Origin of the sequence: Methylobacterium fujisawaense, assembly GCF_014138435.1 — a bacterium.
In the GTDB taxonomy this organism is placed as follows: domain Bacteria; phylum Pseudomonadota; class Alphaproteobacteria; order Rhizobiales; family Beijerinckiaceae; genus Methylobacterium; species Methylobacterium fujisawaense.
Genome location: NZ_JACJIM010000007.1, coordinates 282,338 through 298,177, shown reverse-complemented (window position 1 = coordinate 298,177; position 15,840 = coordinate 282,338). Strand labels below are relative to the sequence as shown.

Genomic DNA, 15,840 nt, shown 5'->3' with positions numbered 1-15,840 from the left:
GATCTCATGGCGCCGCAGCCGCGGCGCGGGCGGGATGGAAGGCCGCAGCGCCGCCGGCATCCGCACGGACATGCTCGAGGAGCGCCTGGGCCGGGTGTCGCAGCCGCACGCCGTCGACCAGCGTGGCTTGGGACCGGCAGGAATATCCGTCCGCCAGCAGGGTGCAGCCGGGCGCCTCGGCCACGTGGCGGGCCCAGCTCAGGCCGTAGATCGCCTCGGAGGTGGCGCGCTGGCGCGCCTCGTGCCCGTAGGTCCCCGCCATGCCGCAGCAGCCGGCGGCCGGCACTTCGAGCCGCAGGCCGAGATGGGCGAACACGGCCTGCCAGTCCCGCACCGCGCCCGGAGCGTTGGTGCGCTCGGTGCAATGGGGCAGCAGCCGCATCGTGCGGCCGCCTTGGCCCGGCGCGATCCGGTCGAGCCGGGCGGCCAGCCATTCCTGGAGGAGATGGACCTTCGGGAGATCGTCGCCCAGCGCCTGCGCGTATTCGGACCGGTAGGTCAGCGTCATCGACGGATCGATCCCGACCAGGGGCACGCCGTGCCTGGCGAGATCGCGCAGCATCGCGGCATTGGACCGGGCGACGGCGGCAAACCGCGCCAGGAAGCCGTGCACGTGCAGCGGCTTGCCGTTCGGCCGGTAGGGCACGAGCCAGGGCCGGAAGCCGAGGGCGATGAGGAGTGCGCAGCTATCGGCCACGACGTCCGCGTCGAAATGAGTGGTGAAGGCGTCCTGCACCACCAGCACGGCCCGCGCCCGCTCCTGCGCATCCAGCCGGGCCAGGGCGTCCGGCGTCGCGACGGCGACCCCGAGATCCGCCAGCCGCTCCGTGAGAGCGACGGGCGACAGGGCCGGGATCGCCACCAGCCCGGCCCGGGCGAGAAGCAGCCGGGCCACCGGATTGGTCAGGACGACGTTGCTCAGGCGCGGCATCCGGGCCGCCAGCGGCAGCAGCGGTTCCAACGCCGCCACGAGGTGATCCTTCAGCGGCCGGGCGTAGCGCGTGTGATAGAGCGCCAGGAACTTGGCCCGGAAGGTCGGCACATCGACCTTGATCGGGCAGGACCCCGTGCAGGATTTGCAGGCGAGGCAGCCATCCATCGCCTCCTTGACGGCGTGGGAGAAATCGTCGGCCTCCGACCGGCGGCGGATACCGCTCCGCAAGGTCGCCGCCACGTCGTGCAGCCACCCGGCGCGCTGCCGCGCCAGCTCGGCGGCCGGGTCGATCCCCGCCTCCGCCGCACGGCGCAGCCACTCGCGCATCAGCGAGGCGCGACCCTTGGGCGAATGCCGGCGTTCCCGCGTCGCCTTCCAGGACGGGCACATGGCCTCGTCGGCATCGAACGAGAAGCAGGCGCCGTTGCCGTTGCAATGGAGCGCCTCGTCGAACCCCCGCCGGACCGCCGCCGGGATGGTGCGGTCCTGCTCGCCCCGGCGCGGCACGCCGTCGATCCGGGTCAGCCCCTCCCCCTTGGCCGAGGCGATCTTGCCCGGGTTCATCCGGTCGCCCGGATCGAAGGCGCGCTTGACCGCCTCCAGCGCCGGCATCAGCGGCCCGAAGGTCGCGGGCACGAACTCCGACCGGAAGCCCTTGCCGTGCTCGCCCCAGAGCAGGCCGCCATACTTGGCGGTGAGCGCGACCACGCCTTCCGTGACCTCGCGGATCAGGCCGTTCTGGTCCGGATCCTTCAGGTCGATGGCCGGGCGGACATGCAGCACGCCGGCATCGACGTGGCCGAACATGCCGTAGCGCAGCCCCTTGCCGTCGAGGAGCGCCCGGAACTCCGCGATGAAATCGGCGAGCCGTTCCGGCGGGACGGCCGTATCCTCCACGAAGGGGATCGGGCGGGCATCGCCCTGGGCGGCGCCGAGGAGGCCCACCGCCTTCTTGCGCATGGTCCAGAGCCGCTCGATGGCGTCGCCCCGGGCGATGGTGAAGCCGAGGCGCTTGGTGTCGGTGCCGCGCTCGGCCTCCAGCAGGCCGGTGAGCCGCGCCAGGGCGGCCTCCACGGAGGCCGCGTCGTCGCCGACGAATTCCACGAGATTGATGCCGTCCACCGGCCGTCCGGCCGGATCGTCGGGAAAGAAGGCCCGCACCTCGGCCCAGATCGGATCCTTGCGGGCGAGCGCCAGCACCGTGGAGTCGATGGTCTCCACCGAGGCGGCGCCGAAGGGCAGCAGCGCCTGCGCGTCGCGGAGCGCCGCATCGAAATCGACGTAGGACAGCGCGACCAGCACCGCGGCCTTCGGGATCGGCAGCACGTTGATCCGCGCCTCGGCGATCAGCGCCAGGGTTCCTTCGGAGCCGCAGATCACGCTCTTGAGGTCGAACCGCCCCGCCGGATCGCGCAGATGGGCGAGGTCGTAGCCGGTGAGGCAGCGGTTGAGCTTGGGAAAGCGCTCCGCGATGAGCGCCGCATTCGCGGTGACGACGGCATCGATGGTGCGGTGGATCGCCCCGACCCGGTCGTTGCGCCCCTTGGCGGCTTCGAGGCCTTCCGCGTCGAGGGGCTCGGCGGTCCAGACCGTGCCGTCGGTGAGCACGCAGGTCAGCGCCAGGACGTGGTCCCGGGTCTTGCCGTAGAGGCACGAGCCCTGCCCGCAGGCATCGGTGGAGATCATGCCGCCGATCGTGGCGCGGTTCGAGGTGGAGAGTTCCGGCGCGAAGAACAGGCCGTGCTTGGCGAGCTCCCGGTTGAGCTGGTCCTTCACAACCCCCGGCTCGACCCGGACGAAGCGGTTCGCGACGTCGATCTCCAGGATGCGGTTCATATGCCGCGAGGTGTCGACCACGAGGCCGTGGCCCAGCGACTGGCCGTTGGTGCCGGTCGCCCCGCCCCGGGGCCGGATCACGATCTCGGAAAAGCGCGGATCCTCGAGGAGCTTGGCGATGCGCACGAGATCGTCGCGGCTGCGGGGAAAGGCCACGGCCCCCGGCGCCACTTGGTAGATCGAGTTGTCGGTGGAGAAGACCGTGCGGTCGGCGTCCGACAGCGTCAGATCGCCCTCGAAGCCGCGCAGGCGCAACTCGGCGCAGGCGGCAACATAGAGCGGCACGGCCTCGGTGTGGCGGGTCAGGACCGGGATCATCCGCGCCTTCTACACCCGGCGGAGCGCGGGAGACCATCGGCGACGGGATGACGCGCGCGCTGGCATCCGGCTTGCCACGCACCCGCGATCTTCGGGACGGATACCCATGAACGCGAGCGTCGAACGAGTCAGGGATGCCCTGGCCGAGCTGATCAAGGCCGCCCTTCTCTCCGACGACGGCCTGAGCCGCGCGTGCCGCGATGCGGGTCGCGCCAAGCTCAGGGCCCTCGCGGACGATCCCCCCGAGCCGGAGAGCCTGCGGATGGACGGCGCCTGGACGCTCGCCATCCGGAAGGCCGAGACGCCGGAGCTGGCGCCGCAGGAAGGACGGGTGAACCTGACCCTGCCGCGCGCCTGTCCCTTCACCCTGGACGAGTTGCTCGCACCCGGCCTCGACATGGACCAAGCCGTGGCACGCATCCGGACGAGCGCCTCGACCGGCTGATCGCGCCTGTTGAGGAAAGCCGGGGCGGCGTTGCCGCGGGCGGGCGGGACCCCCATGTTAGTCCTACAGGACCGACGCCTCGGTCCCGCGCCCGCACGCGGGTCCCGTCTACCGCAGAACCGTTCGGCATCCCCCTTTTGGCACGACGCACCACCGCCCCCGCGGCCGAGCCCGATGCTCCTCCGCCCCTCCCCACCCGCGAGCAGATCCTCGCCTTCGTGGCCGAGTCGAAGGAACGCGTCGGCAAGCGGGAGATCGCCCAGGCCTTCGGCATCAAGGGGGCCGCCAAGATCGACCTGAAGCGCATCCTCAAGGAGATCGAGGCGGAGGGCGCCCTCGACCGTGGCCGCGGCGGCCTCGCCCCGGCGGGCCATCTGCCGCCGGTCGTGCTGGCCGACATCCGCTCCCGCGACCGCCACGGCGATTTCTTGGCGATACCGGTGGAATGGATCGGCACGGGCAAGCCGCCGGCCATCGTGCTGACGCAGCCGCGCGGCCCCCGCAAGGGCAGCCGGCCGGCCCCGGGCATCGGCGACCGCGCCCTGATCCGCGTCGAGCGCGACGCCGAGGGCGGCTACACCGGCCGGGTCGTCAAGGTCATCGGGAAGAACAAGGCCGAGATCATCGGCGTCTACCGGGCCGGCGCGCAAGGCGGCCGGATCGTGCCCGTCGAGAAGCGCTCGCAGGGGCGCGAGATCCTGATCCCGCCCGGCGAAGAAGGGCAGGCCCGCGACGGCGACCTCGTCAGCGTCTCCCTGGAGCGCGAGACCCGCTTCGGCCTGCCGCGGGGCCGGGTCCGCGAGCGGCTCGGCTCACTCGGGTCCGAGAAGGCCGTCAGCCTGATCGCGCTGCACCTTCACAACATCCCGCACGTCTTCGCCGACACGACCCTGGCCGAGGCGGATGCCGCCGAGCCCGCCACGCTGAAGGGCCGCGAGGATTGGCGCGACCGCCCGCTCCTCACCATCGACCCGCCGGACGCCAAGGACCACGACGACGCCGTCATGGCCGAGGCCGATCCGGATCCGGCCAATGCCGGCGGCTTCATCCTCACCGTCGCCATCGCGGACGTGGCAGCCTATGTCCGCCCCGGCTCCAGCCTCGACCGCGAGGCGCTGGAGCGGGGCAACTCGGTCTATTTCCCCGACCGGGTCGTGCCGATGCTGCCCGAGCGGATCTCGAACGATCTCTGTTCCCTGCGCGAGGGCGAGGACCGGCCGGCGCTCGCCGTGCGCATGGTCATCGCCGCCGACGGCGAGATGCGCCGCCACGGCTTCCACCGGGTGATGATGCGCTCCCGGGCCAAGCTCGCCTACGCGCAGGCGCAACGAGCCATCGACGGGCAGCCGGATGACACGACCGGGCCGCTGCTGGAGACGGCGCTCCGCCCCCTCTGGGCGGCCTATGCGGCCCTGCGCGCGGCCCGTGACCGCCGGGGGCCGCTCGCCCTCGACCTGCCCGAGCGCAAGGTTCTCCTGAGCCCCGAGGGCGCGGTCGACCGGGTGATCGTGCCGGAGCGCCTCGACGCCCATCGGCTGATCGAGGAGTTCATGATCCAGGCGAACGTCGCCGCCGCCGAGACCCTGGAGCACGCCCGCCAGCCGCTGATCTACCGCGTCCACGACGAGCCCGCCCTGGAGAAGATGCGGGCGCTGGGCGAGGTCCTGGCCTCTGTGGGCATCAAGCTGCCCAAGGAAGGGGCGCTGCGCCCCGCCCTGTTCAACCGGATCCTCGCCACGGCGGCCGAGACCGAGCACGGGGTCTTCCTCAACGAGGTGATCCTGCGCAGCCAGGCCCAGGCCGTCTACGCCCCCGAGAATCTCGGGCATTTCGGCCTGAACCTGCGCCGCTACGCGCACTTCACCTCGCCGATCCGGCGCTACGCCGACCTGATCGTGCACCGGGCGCTGATCACCGCCTGCCGGCTCGGCTCGGACGGGCTCGCGGGCGACGTCTCCCTCGGCGAGCTGGCGCAGATCGGCGAGCAGATCTCGGCTGCGGAGCGCCGCGCCATGGCGGCAGAGCGCGAGACGATCGACCGGCTGATCGCCCACCACCTCGCCGACCAGGTCGGCGCGACTTTCGCGGGCCAGATCGCCGGCGTCACCCGGGCCGGCCTGTTCATCAAGCTCGACGAGACCGGCGCGGACGGCTTCGTGCCGGTCTCGCAGCTCGGCGCCGACTATTTCCGCCACGAGGAGGGCCGCCACGCCCTGGTGGGGGAGCGGACCGGAGAGACGTTCCGCCTGGGCGATCGGGTCGAGGTCCGGCTCGTCGAGGCCGCGCCGGTGGCCGGGGCTCTGCGCTTCGAGCTGCTCAGCGAGGGGCGGACCCGCTCCGGCGCCCGGAACGCCGGGCCCGGCAAGAAATCCGGCGGCCGGCCCTTCAAGCCCGCGCCGCCCGGCCGCCCCCCCGGCATCCGCAACACCGGGTCGCGCCACCGCGGCTCGCGCCGCTGACCCGGCCGATGTACACCGATTCCATGACCGCCGATGCGATCCCGGCCCGCACCCGCCTGATCCCCGCGCTGGCCCGGGGCTTCGTCGGACGCTGCCCGCATTGCAGCCAGGGCCGGATCTTCGGCCGCTTCCTCAAGGTGCGGCCGGAATGCGACGTGTGCGGCCTGGAGCTGCACCACCACAGGGCCGACGACCTGCCGCCCTACGTGGTGATCTTCATCGTCGCCCACATCGTCGGCTACCTGATCCTGGAGACCGAGAGCGCCTACGACGTGCCTCTCTGGGCGGAGATGGGGGTCTGGCCGATCTTCACGCTCCTGTTCGCGCTGGTTTTGCTCCAGCCGGTGAAGGGCGCCGTCGTCGGACTGCAATACGCCCTTGGCATGCACGGCTTTGCCACGCTACCGCGGAGCCGCCCCGCCCCGGGGCCGGAGGAGACGCACCTTGCCGCTGCCGCAGCAGGAGCCCGAGATCGCCACAGCTCCTGAGGGCAAGCCGGCCGCTGCGCGCCTGCGGCCGCGGGACGCCGCGACCATGATCGTCATCGACCGGCGCGGAAAGGGCGGCCCGAAGGTCCTGATGGGCCGTCGCAACCCGAACCTCGCCTTCATGCCGGGCAAGTTCGTCTTCCCGGGCGGCCGGATCGAACTCGGCGACCGCCACATGCCGGTGGCCGGGGCGCTTCCCGATTACGCGGAGGCGGCGCTGACCCGGCAGGTCTCCCGGCCGCCGCACCATCTCGGCCGGGCCCTGGCGCTCGCCGCGATCCGCGAGACCTACGAAGAGACCGGCCTGCTGCTCGGCACGACCGAGCACGGCGCTCCCGAGGATCCCCCGGCGGGCTGGGAGGGCTTCGGCCGCCACGGCGTCCTCCCCGATCTCGAAGCGCTCCATCTCGTGGCCCGCGCGATCACCCCGCCGAAGCGCGTGCGCCGGTTCGACACGCGCTTCTTCGCGATCGACCGCCGCGGGGTGGCGGCCGAGGAGCCGGGACGGATTCAGGCCGACGCCGAGTTCACCGAACTGGCCTGGGTCCGGCTCGACGCCGCCCGCAAGCTCGACCTGCCGTACATAACCCGCGCGATCCTGGACGACCTGGAGGCTCAGATCGCTGCCGATTTCGCGCCCTACCGGATGATTCCCTTCCACTACGAGCGCTACGGGCGGCGCGAGCGGGTGGCCTTGTGAGCCGTCCAGACGGCTTGCAGCAGAACCAGCCGCGCGGGATCAGGTCGGAGGAGGTGGCGGCGATCGCGGCGGCCGTGACCTGCGTCACCGTCGTCGGCATCGGCCTGAGCCTGTCGATCCCGCTCCTCTCGATCGAGATGGAGCGGCGCGGTGCGTCGAGCACGCTGATCGGGCTCAACACCGCGGTGGCGGGCATCGCCAGCATCTGCACCGTGCCGTTCGTCCCGCGGCTCGCGGCGCGCATCGGCGTCGCGCCTCTGCTGGGACTGGCGCTCGTCGTCGGAGCGGTCAGCCTCGCCCTGTTCCCGCTCCTGCCGGGCCTCGCCCTGTGGTTCCCCCTGCGCTTCGTCTTCTCGATGACGCTCGGCGCGCTGTTCGTCCTCTCCGAGTACTGGATCAACGCCGCCGCCCCGCCGGAGCGCCGCGGCCTCGTGATGGGCATCTACGCCACCGTCCTGGCGGCGGGCTTCGCGGTCGGGCCGCTCCTGCTGGCGCTGGTCGGGACCGAGGGACCGGCGCCCTACGCGACGGGAGCCGTCCTCATGCTGGCCGGCGGGTTGCCGATCCTTCTGGCCCGGGGGCTGTCGCCGACGATCGAGACGGGCTCCGGCCGCGGCATCCTCGGATACGTCCGGCTCGCCCCCGGCGCCCTGGCGGCGGCCCTCGCCTACGGCGCGGTGGAGACCGGCATCTTCGCCATCCTGCCCCTCTACGGCCTGCGCCTCGGCTACGACGCGCAAGGAGCGGCCGGCCTCGTCAGCCTGATCGCGCTGGGCAACGTGCTGTTCCAGATCCCGTTCGGCTGGCTCGCGGACCGTCTCGACCGCGGCGCGGTGCTGCTCGGCGCGGGCCTCGCGGGCGCCGCGGGCTCGGCCCTGATCCCATTCGCGGCCGGCAACCCGGTGGCGTTCGGCCTGCTCCTCCTCGTCTGGGGCGGGATTGCCGGCACCCTCTACACGGTCGGCCTCGCGATGCTCGGCGACCGTACCCCCGCGAACGATCTCGCGGGGGCCAACGCGGCCTTCGTGGTGCTCTACAATGTCGGTCTGATGCTGGGTCCGCCGGTGATCGGCGGCGGGCTCGACCTCGTGCCGCCGCACGGCTTCGCCCTGGCGCTGCTCGCCCTGTTCCTGGCCTTCGCCGGCTGGCTCGCCGCGACGGAGCGATCGGGCACACGCTCTTGACCTGCCGGGCCCGATCGGGCATTCACCCGCCCGTATTCGGCCGGGCTCTCCCGGCCATTTGCGTTTCGCTCACGCGGAATGCCGCACCCTGCAGGAGCGCCGCGCCATGGCCAAGGCCGTCACCGTCAAGATCAAGCTCGTCTCCACCGCCGACACGGGCTATTTCTACGTCACCAAGAAGAACTCCCGCACGCAGACCGAGAAGCTGACGATGCGCAAGTACGACCCGGTCGCGCGCAAGCACGTCGATTTCAAGGAAACCAAGATCAAGTAAGGTCGCTGGCTGCATCGCAGCCTGACCGCCGACGGGAAGCCGCTCCGGAGACGGGGCGGCTTTTTCTGTTCGGCACCGCCTCGCGCGACGATGGCGCGCGTTCCCGGCAGCTGCCCGGCCGCCGCCCGAGCGGCCGACAGCCTGACGCCAGCACGACTCGTTAACCCTCACTCGTCCCGGACGCTGCGCGATTCGCCGGCCGATTTCCGGCCCGCGGTTTCGGCCAGCCTGGCGGGCGGAAGGCGGGTTCGATGCAGCGGATCCTGCTGGCGATCCTCATCACCGGGGCGGTACTGGCGATCTGGCTTGTACTGACGCTGCCGGTGCATGCCCTCGGCGCGACCCGCCGATGGCTCCTGGAACGCCCCGCCCCGGTCCGGGCACGGAGCCGATCGCTCAGGCGGTCCCCGACGCGGCCAGATCCGGATCGAGCGTCCGCGCCAGGGACCGCGCGATAGCTACGAGGGCCGTCACCATCGGTGTGGACGGCTCGCGCCGCGGAGCGACGAGGCCGATCGTGTGCTCCAGGTCCGGGGCGGTGATCGGGATGGTGCGCACGCCCTCCATGGGCCCCAGCGCATCGACCAGGATCTCCGGCATGATCGAGGCCCAGCGCAGGGTGCGGACATGGGTCAAAAGCACGATCATCGAGTTCGATTCGAGCGTTGCGGCGGGGTCAACACCCGCCTCCCGGATCTGGTGATCGATGATCCGCCGGTTCTGCATGTTCGGCGTGAGCAGGCAGAGGGGCAGGCTGCCGGTCTCGGCCCAGGTGACGCTGGACCGGCCGTCGAAGGGGCCGCCGATCGCCGTGACGAGGCGGTAGCGCTCCCGGTAGAGCGGCACGGAGACCACCCGCCCAAGGGGCTCGTTGTCGAGGTAGGTCAGGCCGGCATCCGCCTCCAGGTTCTCGATCAGGGAGAAGATGTCGGTCGAGGTGGCGGACTCGACCGTCAGCCGCACGTCCGGGTGGCGCTCGCGGTAGGGCGTGGTGAGGTTGACGATCATCGGCAGCGCCGTGGGGATGGCGGCGATGCGCAGGTGTCCGGTGAGGCCCCGGCGCAGGCCGGTGACCTCCTCGTGCATGGCCCGGGCATCGGCCACGATGCGCCGTGCCCATTCCAGCACCCGCTCGCCCTCGGGCGTGAAGCCCTGGAAGCGGGAGCCGCGCAGCACGAGCTGCACGCCGAAGCGGTTCTCCAGCTGCTTCACGCCGGCCGAGAGGGTCTGCTGGGTCACGCCGCAGGATTCGGCGGCGTGCCCGAAATGCTGCTCGCGGGCGAGCGCGAGCAGGAAGTCCAACTTGTCGATCACGACGAAGGCATCCCGGCACGGCGAGGCGCCGGAAACCTAGCGACCCGCCGTGCCTGCCACAACCGAGCGATCGGGTTCAGCGGAACAGGATGAACGCCTTCGACAGGGTGATGCCGATGCCCCAGACGATCGGGATGCCGACCACCGCCCAGGCCAGGGCGGCGCCGGGGCTGAAGCCGCCGCGGCCGATGCCGAAGGAGCCCGACGGCCCGGAGGCCGTGGCGCCCGAGCGGACATCCAGGGAGGCCCGCTCGGAATCGGACATGAACCACCTTTGCGCCAGCGGCCGGACCAGCAGGTTGCAGAGGAACCCAACCGCCAGGAAGCTCGCGAGCACGTACATGGTCCGGCCGTAGAGGTCCGCCCCCTGCACGCCGGCCGCGACCTGCGCCTCGCGGATCTTGGTGATGACGAAGGGCCCGACGATGCCCGCCATCGACCACGCGGTGAGCAGGCGCCCGTGGATGGCGCCCACGAACTGCGTGCCGAACACGTCGGCGAGGTAGGCCGGGACCGTCGCGAAGCCGCCGCCATACATGGACAGGATCACGCAGAAGATCGCGACGAACAGCGCCTGCGAGCCGATGCCGGCGGCCCAGGGCGCGGCCGCATACAGGAGGCCACCCAGGGCGAAAAAGATCGCGTAGGTGCCCTTCCGGCCGATCCGGTCCGACATCGAGGCCCAGAAGAACCGGCCCAGGATGTTGAACAGGGAGAGCAGGCCGACGAAACCCGCCGCGATGGCGGCGACCTGCGCCTTCTGGCCGGCGTCGAGGGCGGAGAAGCCGGTGCCCGGCAGGCCGATCAGCTCGCCGCCGAAGATCTCCTGGAGCATCGGCGAGGCCAGCGCCAGCACGCCGATGCCGGCGGACACGTTGAGGAACAGCACGAGCCAGATCATCCAGAACTGGAAGGTCTTGTGCGCGTCGCGCAGATGGACGTGGCCCGAGGCGATCATGGCGTTCTTGGCGGTCGGGTTGGTCCAGCCGTCCGGGCGCCAGCCGGCCGGGGGCACCCGGTAGCCGAAGGCGCCCCCCAGCATGAACAGGATGTACCCGACACCCATCACGGCGAGCGTCTGCCAGACACCGGCCGAATCCGCGGTCCGGAAGCTCTTGATCAGGCTGTCCGCCAGGGGCGAGCCGATCATCGCGCCGCCGCCGAAGCCCATGATCGCCATGCCGGTGGCCATGCCGCGGCGATCCGGGAACCATTTGATCAACGTGGACACCGGCGAGATGTAGCCGAGGCCCAGCCCGATGCCGCCGATCAGGCCCATGCCGAGCCAGACCAGCCAGAGCTGGTGGACGTAGACGCCGAAGGCGCCGATCAGGAAGCCGCCGCCCCAGCAGAGGGCCGCCGCGATGCCGGCCTTGCGCGGGCCGGCCCGTTCCAGCCAGCCGCCGAACAGGGCGGCCGAGAGGCCGAGCACGACGATGCCGATGGAGAACACGGTGACGAGGTCGCTCACCCGCCAGTCGCAGGTCGTCGTGAACAGGGCCGTCATCACGCCCATGTCGGGGCAGGCGGCAGGAGCCGGCTGACCCACGGAGAGCGCCCGGGTCAGCGGCAGCCAGAATACCGACAGGCCGTAGGCCATCCCGATACAGAGATGGATCGCCAGCGCCGCCGGCGGGACCAACCATCGGTTGAAGCCCGGCTTGGCGACGATCCGCTCGCGCGACAACAGATTCGGGATTCTCTCAGGCGCGATCGCGCCCGCCACTCCAGCGCCCATCTTGGATTCCTCCGCCGCAGCCTCGTTGACGGGCCGCTCGGCGGCGGAAGATGCGCGATTTGTGTGCACGGCACCAGCGCGTGGCACGCTGAGGAAGCAATTTTAATCCGTTCCCGCGCCGTTTGTATGCGCCTTCCCGGCGAATGGACCTTCGCCCCGCGCGTCGAGGCCGGACCGATTGCCCCCTCCCGGCGGGCCGAAAGCCTCCGCGACGCGGCTGCTAGGCGAAGATCGAACGTCGCCCCCAGGCCCTTGATCGGCCCGCGCGACGGAGTGCGTCGGGCGGGCCGTCCGGCCTTACATGGGCGGGGTCAGGCCGTCCTTGCCGACCGCGATGAGCTTGCCGTCGGCCTTGGCGCCATCCTTGGCGACCACGGCGAAGACCTTGGAGCCGGGCGTCAGGATCGCCTTGTCGGCGGGCTCGAACGCGACGATCGGCGCCGAGGAGGGCACCACGATCTCCTTGGAGCCGTCCTTGCCGTAGCTCACCGTCAGGGTGCGCTCGCCGCCCGAGGCCGCCTTGTCGGCCTTCACGGTGCCGTTGGTCATGGCGCTCTTCACCTTGGGCGCGCCCGACGTCTCGGCCTTTACGGTGCCGTTGGTCATGGCGCTCTTCACCTTGGCGCCGGCGCCGGCGGTCTGATCGGTGATCGTATCCCAGCCGTAATGGCCCTCGCCGGTACCGCGCATCGACTCGGGGAAGAGGACGACCTCCAGGGCGGTCATCGGGTTCTCGCCCTTGGTGGCGGTGCCGATGAAGACGCCGTCCTTGATCTGATCGAGGCTCGACGGGACCACCCAGGCGAACTTGGCGCCCGCGACATCCACCGTCTCGGTCTTGCCGTCGTCGGTCTTGATCGTGAGCGTGCTGCCATCGGCTTTGTCGACGGTACCGCGGACGCGCTCGACCTGCGCGGCGAAGGCCGCACTCGACAGGAGGGCGGTCAGGCCGGCGGCGGCGAGGGTCTTGCTGAGGTGCTTCATCGGGGTCCCATCCTGGATGCGGAAGCCCGGTTATGGGGCGACACGCGCGCGAAACAAGGTTGTGCGCAAGCGAAATGATCGCCCTGAGAAACAAATAAGGCGGCGCCCGGGGGACGCCGCCTCATCGGTCGCGGGGGCGGCCCGAGGACCGCCCGGTGCATGGTCAGGCCGCGAGCGAGCGCAGCACGTAGGGCAGGATGCCGCCGTTGCGGAAGTATTCCAGCTCGTCGAGGGTATCGATCCGGCAGGTCAGCGGGACCTGCTTCACCGAACCGTCGGCGGACTTGATCTCCGCGGTGAGCGTCTGGCGGGGCTTCAATTCGCCGGCGAGGCCCTTGATGGTGACGGTCTCGTCACCCTTCAGGCCCAGCGACTGCCAGCTCGTGTCGCCCTGGAAGACCAGCGGCACCACGCCCATGCCGACGAGGTTCGAGCGGTGGATGCGCTCGAAGCTCTCGGCCACTACGGCGCGGACGCCCAGCAGCTTCGTGCCCTTCGCCGCCCAGTCGCGCGACGAGCCGGTGCCGTACTCTTTGCCGGCGAAGATGACGAGCGGCGTGCCCTGCTCGGCGTATTTCATCGCCGCGTCGTAGATGAACATCTTCTCGCCGGAGGGCTGGAAGTGCGTCCACCCGCCCTCGACCACGCCGCCGGAGGCGTCCTTCACCATCTGGTTCTTGATGCGGATGTTGGCGAAGGTGCCCCGCATCATCACCTCGTGGTTGCCGCGCCGCGTGCCGTACTGGTTGAAGTCCTGCACGCGCACCTGATGCGACTGCAGGTACTCGCCGGCCGGCGAGGCCGCGCGGATGTTGCCGGCGGGCGAGATGTGGTCGGTGGTGATCGAGTCGAGGAACAGGCCGAGGATCCGGGCATCCGCGATGTCCTCGACCGGCTTCGGGGTCTTCTCCATGCCGACGAAGTAGGGCGGGTTCTGCACGTAGGTGGAGCCCGGGTTCCACGCGAAGGTCTCGGCCTCGGTGACCTCGACGTCCTTCCAGTTCTGGTCGCCGCCGAACACGTCCGCGTAGCGGGACTTGAACAGCGCCGAGGTGATGTTCTCCTCGATGAACTGCTGCACCTCCGCCGAGGACGGCCAGATGTCCTTGAGGTAGACCGGCTTGCCGTCCGAGCCCAGGCCGAGGGGCTCGGTGGTGATGTCGATCTGCATCGAGCCGGCCAGCGCGTAGGCGACCACGAGGGGCGGCGAAGCGAGGTAGTTCGCCCGCACGTCGGGGTTCACGCGGCCCTCGAAGTTGCGGTTGCCCGAGAGCACCGCCGCGGCCACGATGTCATTGTCGTTGATGGCCTTGGAGATCGCCTCCGGCAGCGGGCCGGAATTGCCGATGCAGGTCGTGCAGCCGAAGCCCACGAGGTTGAAGCCGAGCGCATCGAGGGGGTCCTGCAGGCCGGATTTTTCGAGATATTCACCGACCACCTGCGATCCGGGCGCGAGCGAAGTCTTCACCCACGGCTTGGAGCGCAGGCCCTTGGCCACCGCATTGCGAGCCAGAAGCCCGGCGCCGATCATCACCGAGGGATTCGACGTGTTGGTGCAGCTTGTGATCGCCGCGATCACCACGTCGCCGTGCCCGAGGTCGAAGTTCGTGCCCTCGACGGGGTAGCGGCGCGCGATGTCGGCGGCCTTCTTGAACTCGGTCTCCATCGAGCCGGCGAAGCCCGGCTTGGCGCCGTCGAGCAGCACCCGGTCCTGCGGGCGCTTCGGGCCGGCGAGCGAGGGCCGCACCTCGCCCATGTCGAGTTCCAGCGTGTCGGTGAAGACCGGATCGGGGGTCTGGGCGTCGCGCCACATGCCCTGCGCCTTGGCGTAGGCCTCCACCAGGGCGATCCGGTCGTCGGAGCGGCCGGTGACCTTCAGGAAGTCGATGGTCTTCTGGTCGATCGGGAAGAAGCCGCAGGTGGCGCCGTATTCCGGAGCCATGTTGGAGATCGTGGCCCGGTCGGCGACCGCCATGTCGTCGAGGCCGGGGCCGTAGAACTCCACGAACTTGCCGACCACGCCCTTCTTGCGCAGCATCTGGGTGACGGTGAGCACGAGGTCGGTGGCGGTGGTGCCCTCGGGCAGCTTGCCCGACAGCTTGAAGCCCACGACCTCGGGGATCAGCATCGACAGCGGCTGGCCGAGCATGGCCGCCTCGGCCTCGATGCCGCCGACGCCCCAACCCAGCACGGCCATGCCGTTGACCATGGTGGTGTGCGAATCGGTGCCGACCAGCGAATCGGGATAGGCCACCTCGGACCCGTCCTCGGACTTCGTCCAGACGGTCTGGGCGAGGTATTCCAGGTTCACCTGGTGGCAGATGCCGGTGCCCGGCGGGACCACGGAGAAGTTGTCGAAGGCCGACTGGCCCCACTTCAGGAAGGTGTAGCGCTCGCCGTTGCGCGAGTATTCCAGGGCAACGTTGTCGGCGAGCGCCTTCGGGGTGCCGAACTCGTCGACGATCACCGAGTGGTCGATGACGAGGTCCACCGGCACCAGCGGGTTGATCTTCTGCGGGTCGCCGCCCAGCGCCACCATGGCGTCGCGCATGGCGGCGAGGTCGACCACCGCCGGCACGCCGGTGAAGTCCTGCATCAGCACACGGGCGGGGCGGAACGCGATCTCGACCTCGGCCTTGCCCTTCTGGTCGAGCCAGCCGACGGCGGCCGCGATGTCGGCCTTCTTGACCGAGCGGTCGTCCTCGCAGCGCAGCAGGTTCTCCAGGATCACCTTCATTGAGAAGGGCAGCGCGGTGGCCGAGGCGAGGCCGTTCTTCTCGGCCGCGGGAATGGAATAGTAGGTGTAGGTCTTGCCGCCGGCTTCGAGCGTCTGGCGGGCCTTGAAGCTGTCGAGTGAGGGCACGGCTGGTTCTATCCTCGCTGCGGGTTGTCGAACACGCGCAGGCAAGACCTGCGCTACGAGATCCGTGTTCGGCCTGTGTAGCGCCCGACGGGCGCGCGCCGCCCCGGGAGTGCCCGGGCAGGACGATGCGCGGGGGCGATTTGGACGCCCGTGATGCCGCGCGGCGCAGCCGGGGAGGGATATAGAACTTTTCGAATCTGGCCGCTACCGGGTCGTCGTGACAGGTGCGTTTTCCTGTCGGGCACGGTGCGGAGCGGGCACGAGGGCGGTGAGCGGGTGCGTGCGCCGTCCCGTTCCGCGCAT

Annotated in this window: 11 protein-coding genes; 6 read left to right on the top strand and 5 right to left on the bottom strand. The window is 70.7% G+C overall.

Features of this window, described 5'->3' with window-relative positions:
• Window positions 1-4: 4 nt before the first annotated feature.
• Window positions 5-3,088 (bottom strand): D-2-hydroxyglutarate dehydrogenase YdiJ, encoded by a 3,084-nt coding sequence (gene ydiJ / locus GGQ91_RS22365; RefSeq protein ID WP_182592863.1) that lies wholly within the window; start codon window positions 3,086-3,088, stop codon window positions 5-7.
• 106 nt (window positions 3,089-3,194) lie between these two features.
• On the opposite strand from ydiJ, the gene GGQ91_RS22360 reads away from it, so the two are divergent.
• The 6 genes from GGQ91_RS22360 (at window position 3,195) to rpmG (ending at window position 8,638) form a co-directional block, all read left to right on the top strand.
• Entirely contained in the window at window positions 3,195-3,533 is a 339-nt protein-coding gene (locus GGQ91_RS22360; RefSeq protein WP_043355289.1) for a hypothetical protein, read from the top strand.
• 137 nt (window positions 3,534-3,670) lie between these two features.
• On the top strand, window positions 3,671-5,992 hold the full coding sequence (gene rnr / locus GGQ91_RS22355; protein WP_182592862.1) for a ribonuclease R: 2,322 nt from the start codon (window positions 3,671-3,673) through the stop codon (window positions 5,990-5,992).
• Between the two features lie 23 nt (window positions 5,993-6,015).
• Window positions 6,016-6,480: a DUF983 domain-containing protein gene (locus tag GGQ91_RS22350; protein WP_182592898.1), complete on the top strand. Its 465-nt coding sequence runs from the start codon at window positions 6,016-6,018 to the stop codon at window positions 6,478-6,480.
• Window positions 6,437-7,180 (top strand): NUDIX hydrolase, encoded by a 744-nt coding sequence (locus GGQ91_RS22345; protein ID WP_053609058.1) that lies wholly within the window; start codon window positions 6,437-6,439, stop codon window positions 7,178-7,180. Before GGQ91_RS22350 ends, GGQ91_RS22345 begins: the two co-directional genes overlap by 44 nt.
• Entirely contained in the window at window positions 7,177-8,364 is a 1,188-nt protein-coding gene (locus tag GGQ91_RS22340) for an MFS transporter (RefSeq protein ID WP_343066839.1), read from the top strand. Before GGQ91_RS22345 ends, GGQ91_RS22340 begins: the two co-directional genes overlap by 4 nt.
• Window positions 8,365-8,470: 106 nt before the next feature.
• Complete coding sequence (gene rpmG / locus GGQ91_RS22335) at window positions 8,471-8,638, top strand: 50S ribosomal protein L33 (RefSeq protein WP_020092568.1); 168 nt, start codon at window positions 8,471-8,473, stop codon at window positions 8,636-8,638.
• Between the two features lie 396 nt (window positions 8,639-9,034).
• Here rpmG and GGQ91_RS22330 read toward each other — a convergent pair whose 3' ends face one another.
• The 4 genes from GGQ91_RS22330 to acnA all read right to left on the bottom strand — a co-directional run bounded on the left by GGQ91_RS22330 (window position 9,035) and on the right by acnA (window position 15,537).
• On the bottom strand, window positions 9,035-9,952 hold the full coding sequence (locus tag GGQ91_RS22330) for a LysR family transcriptional regulator (RefSeq protein WP_043381106.1): 918 nt from the start codon (window positions 9,950-9,952) through the stop codon (window positions 9,035-9,037).
• 76 nt (window positions 9,953-10,028) lie between these two features.
• Complete coding sequence (locus tag GGQ91_RS22325; RefSeq protein WP_182592861.1) at window positions 10,029-11,690, bottom strand: OFA family MFS transporter; 1,662 nt, start codon at window positions 11,688-11,690, stop codon at window positions 10,029-10,031.
• A 297-nt stretch (window positions 11,691-11,987) separates the two neighbouring features.
• A complete protein-coding gene (locus GGQ91_RS22320; protein WP_182592860.1) occupies window positions 11,988-12,674 on the bottom strand; it encodes a metal ABC transporter permease in 687 nt (228 codons plus the stop codon).
• Between the two features lie 163 nt (window positions 12,675-12,837).
• The gene (gene acnA, locus GGQ91_RS22315; protein WP_043356884.1) at window positions 12,838-15,537 is read right to left on the bottom strand and encodes an aconitate hydratase AcnA; all 2,700 of its coding nucleotides are present in this window, start codon (window positions 15,535-15,537) and stop codon (window positions 12,838-12,840) included.
• Window positions 15,538-15,840 lie beyond the last annotated feature (303 nt).

Bases quoted from the DNA above. Each gene is read 5' to 3' on its own strand.
- ydiJ (WP_182592863.1), bottom strand. From the start codon at position 3,088: ATGATCCCGGTCCTGACCCGCCACACCGAGGCCGTGCCGCTCTATGTT.
- GGQ91_RS22360 (WP_043355289.1), top strand. From the start codon at position 3,195: ATGAACGCGAGCGTCGAACGAGTCAGGGATGCCCTGGCCGAGCTGATC.
- GGQ91_RS22350 (WP_182592898.1), top strand. From the start codon at position 6,016: ATGACCGCCGATGCGATCCCGGCCCGCACCCGCCTGATCCCCGCGCTG.
- rpmG (WP_020092568.1), top strand. From the start codon at position 8,471: ATGGCCAAGGCCGTCACCGTCAAGATCAAGCTCGTCTCCACCGCCGAC.
- GGQ91_RS22325 (WP_182592861.1), bottom strand. From the start codon at position 11,690: ATGGGCGCTGGAGTGGCGGGCGCGATCGCGCCTGAGAGAATCCCGAAT.
- GGQ91_RS22320 (WP_182592860.1), bottom strand. From the start codon at position 12,674: ATGAAGCACCTCAGCAAGACCCTCGCCGCCGCCGGCCTGACCGCCCTC.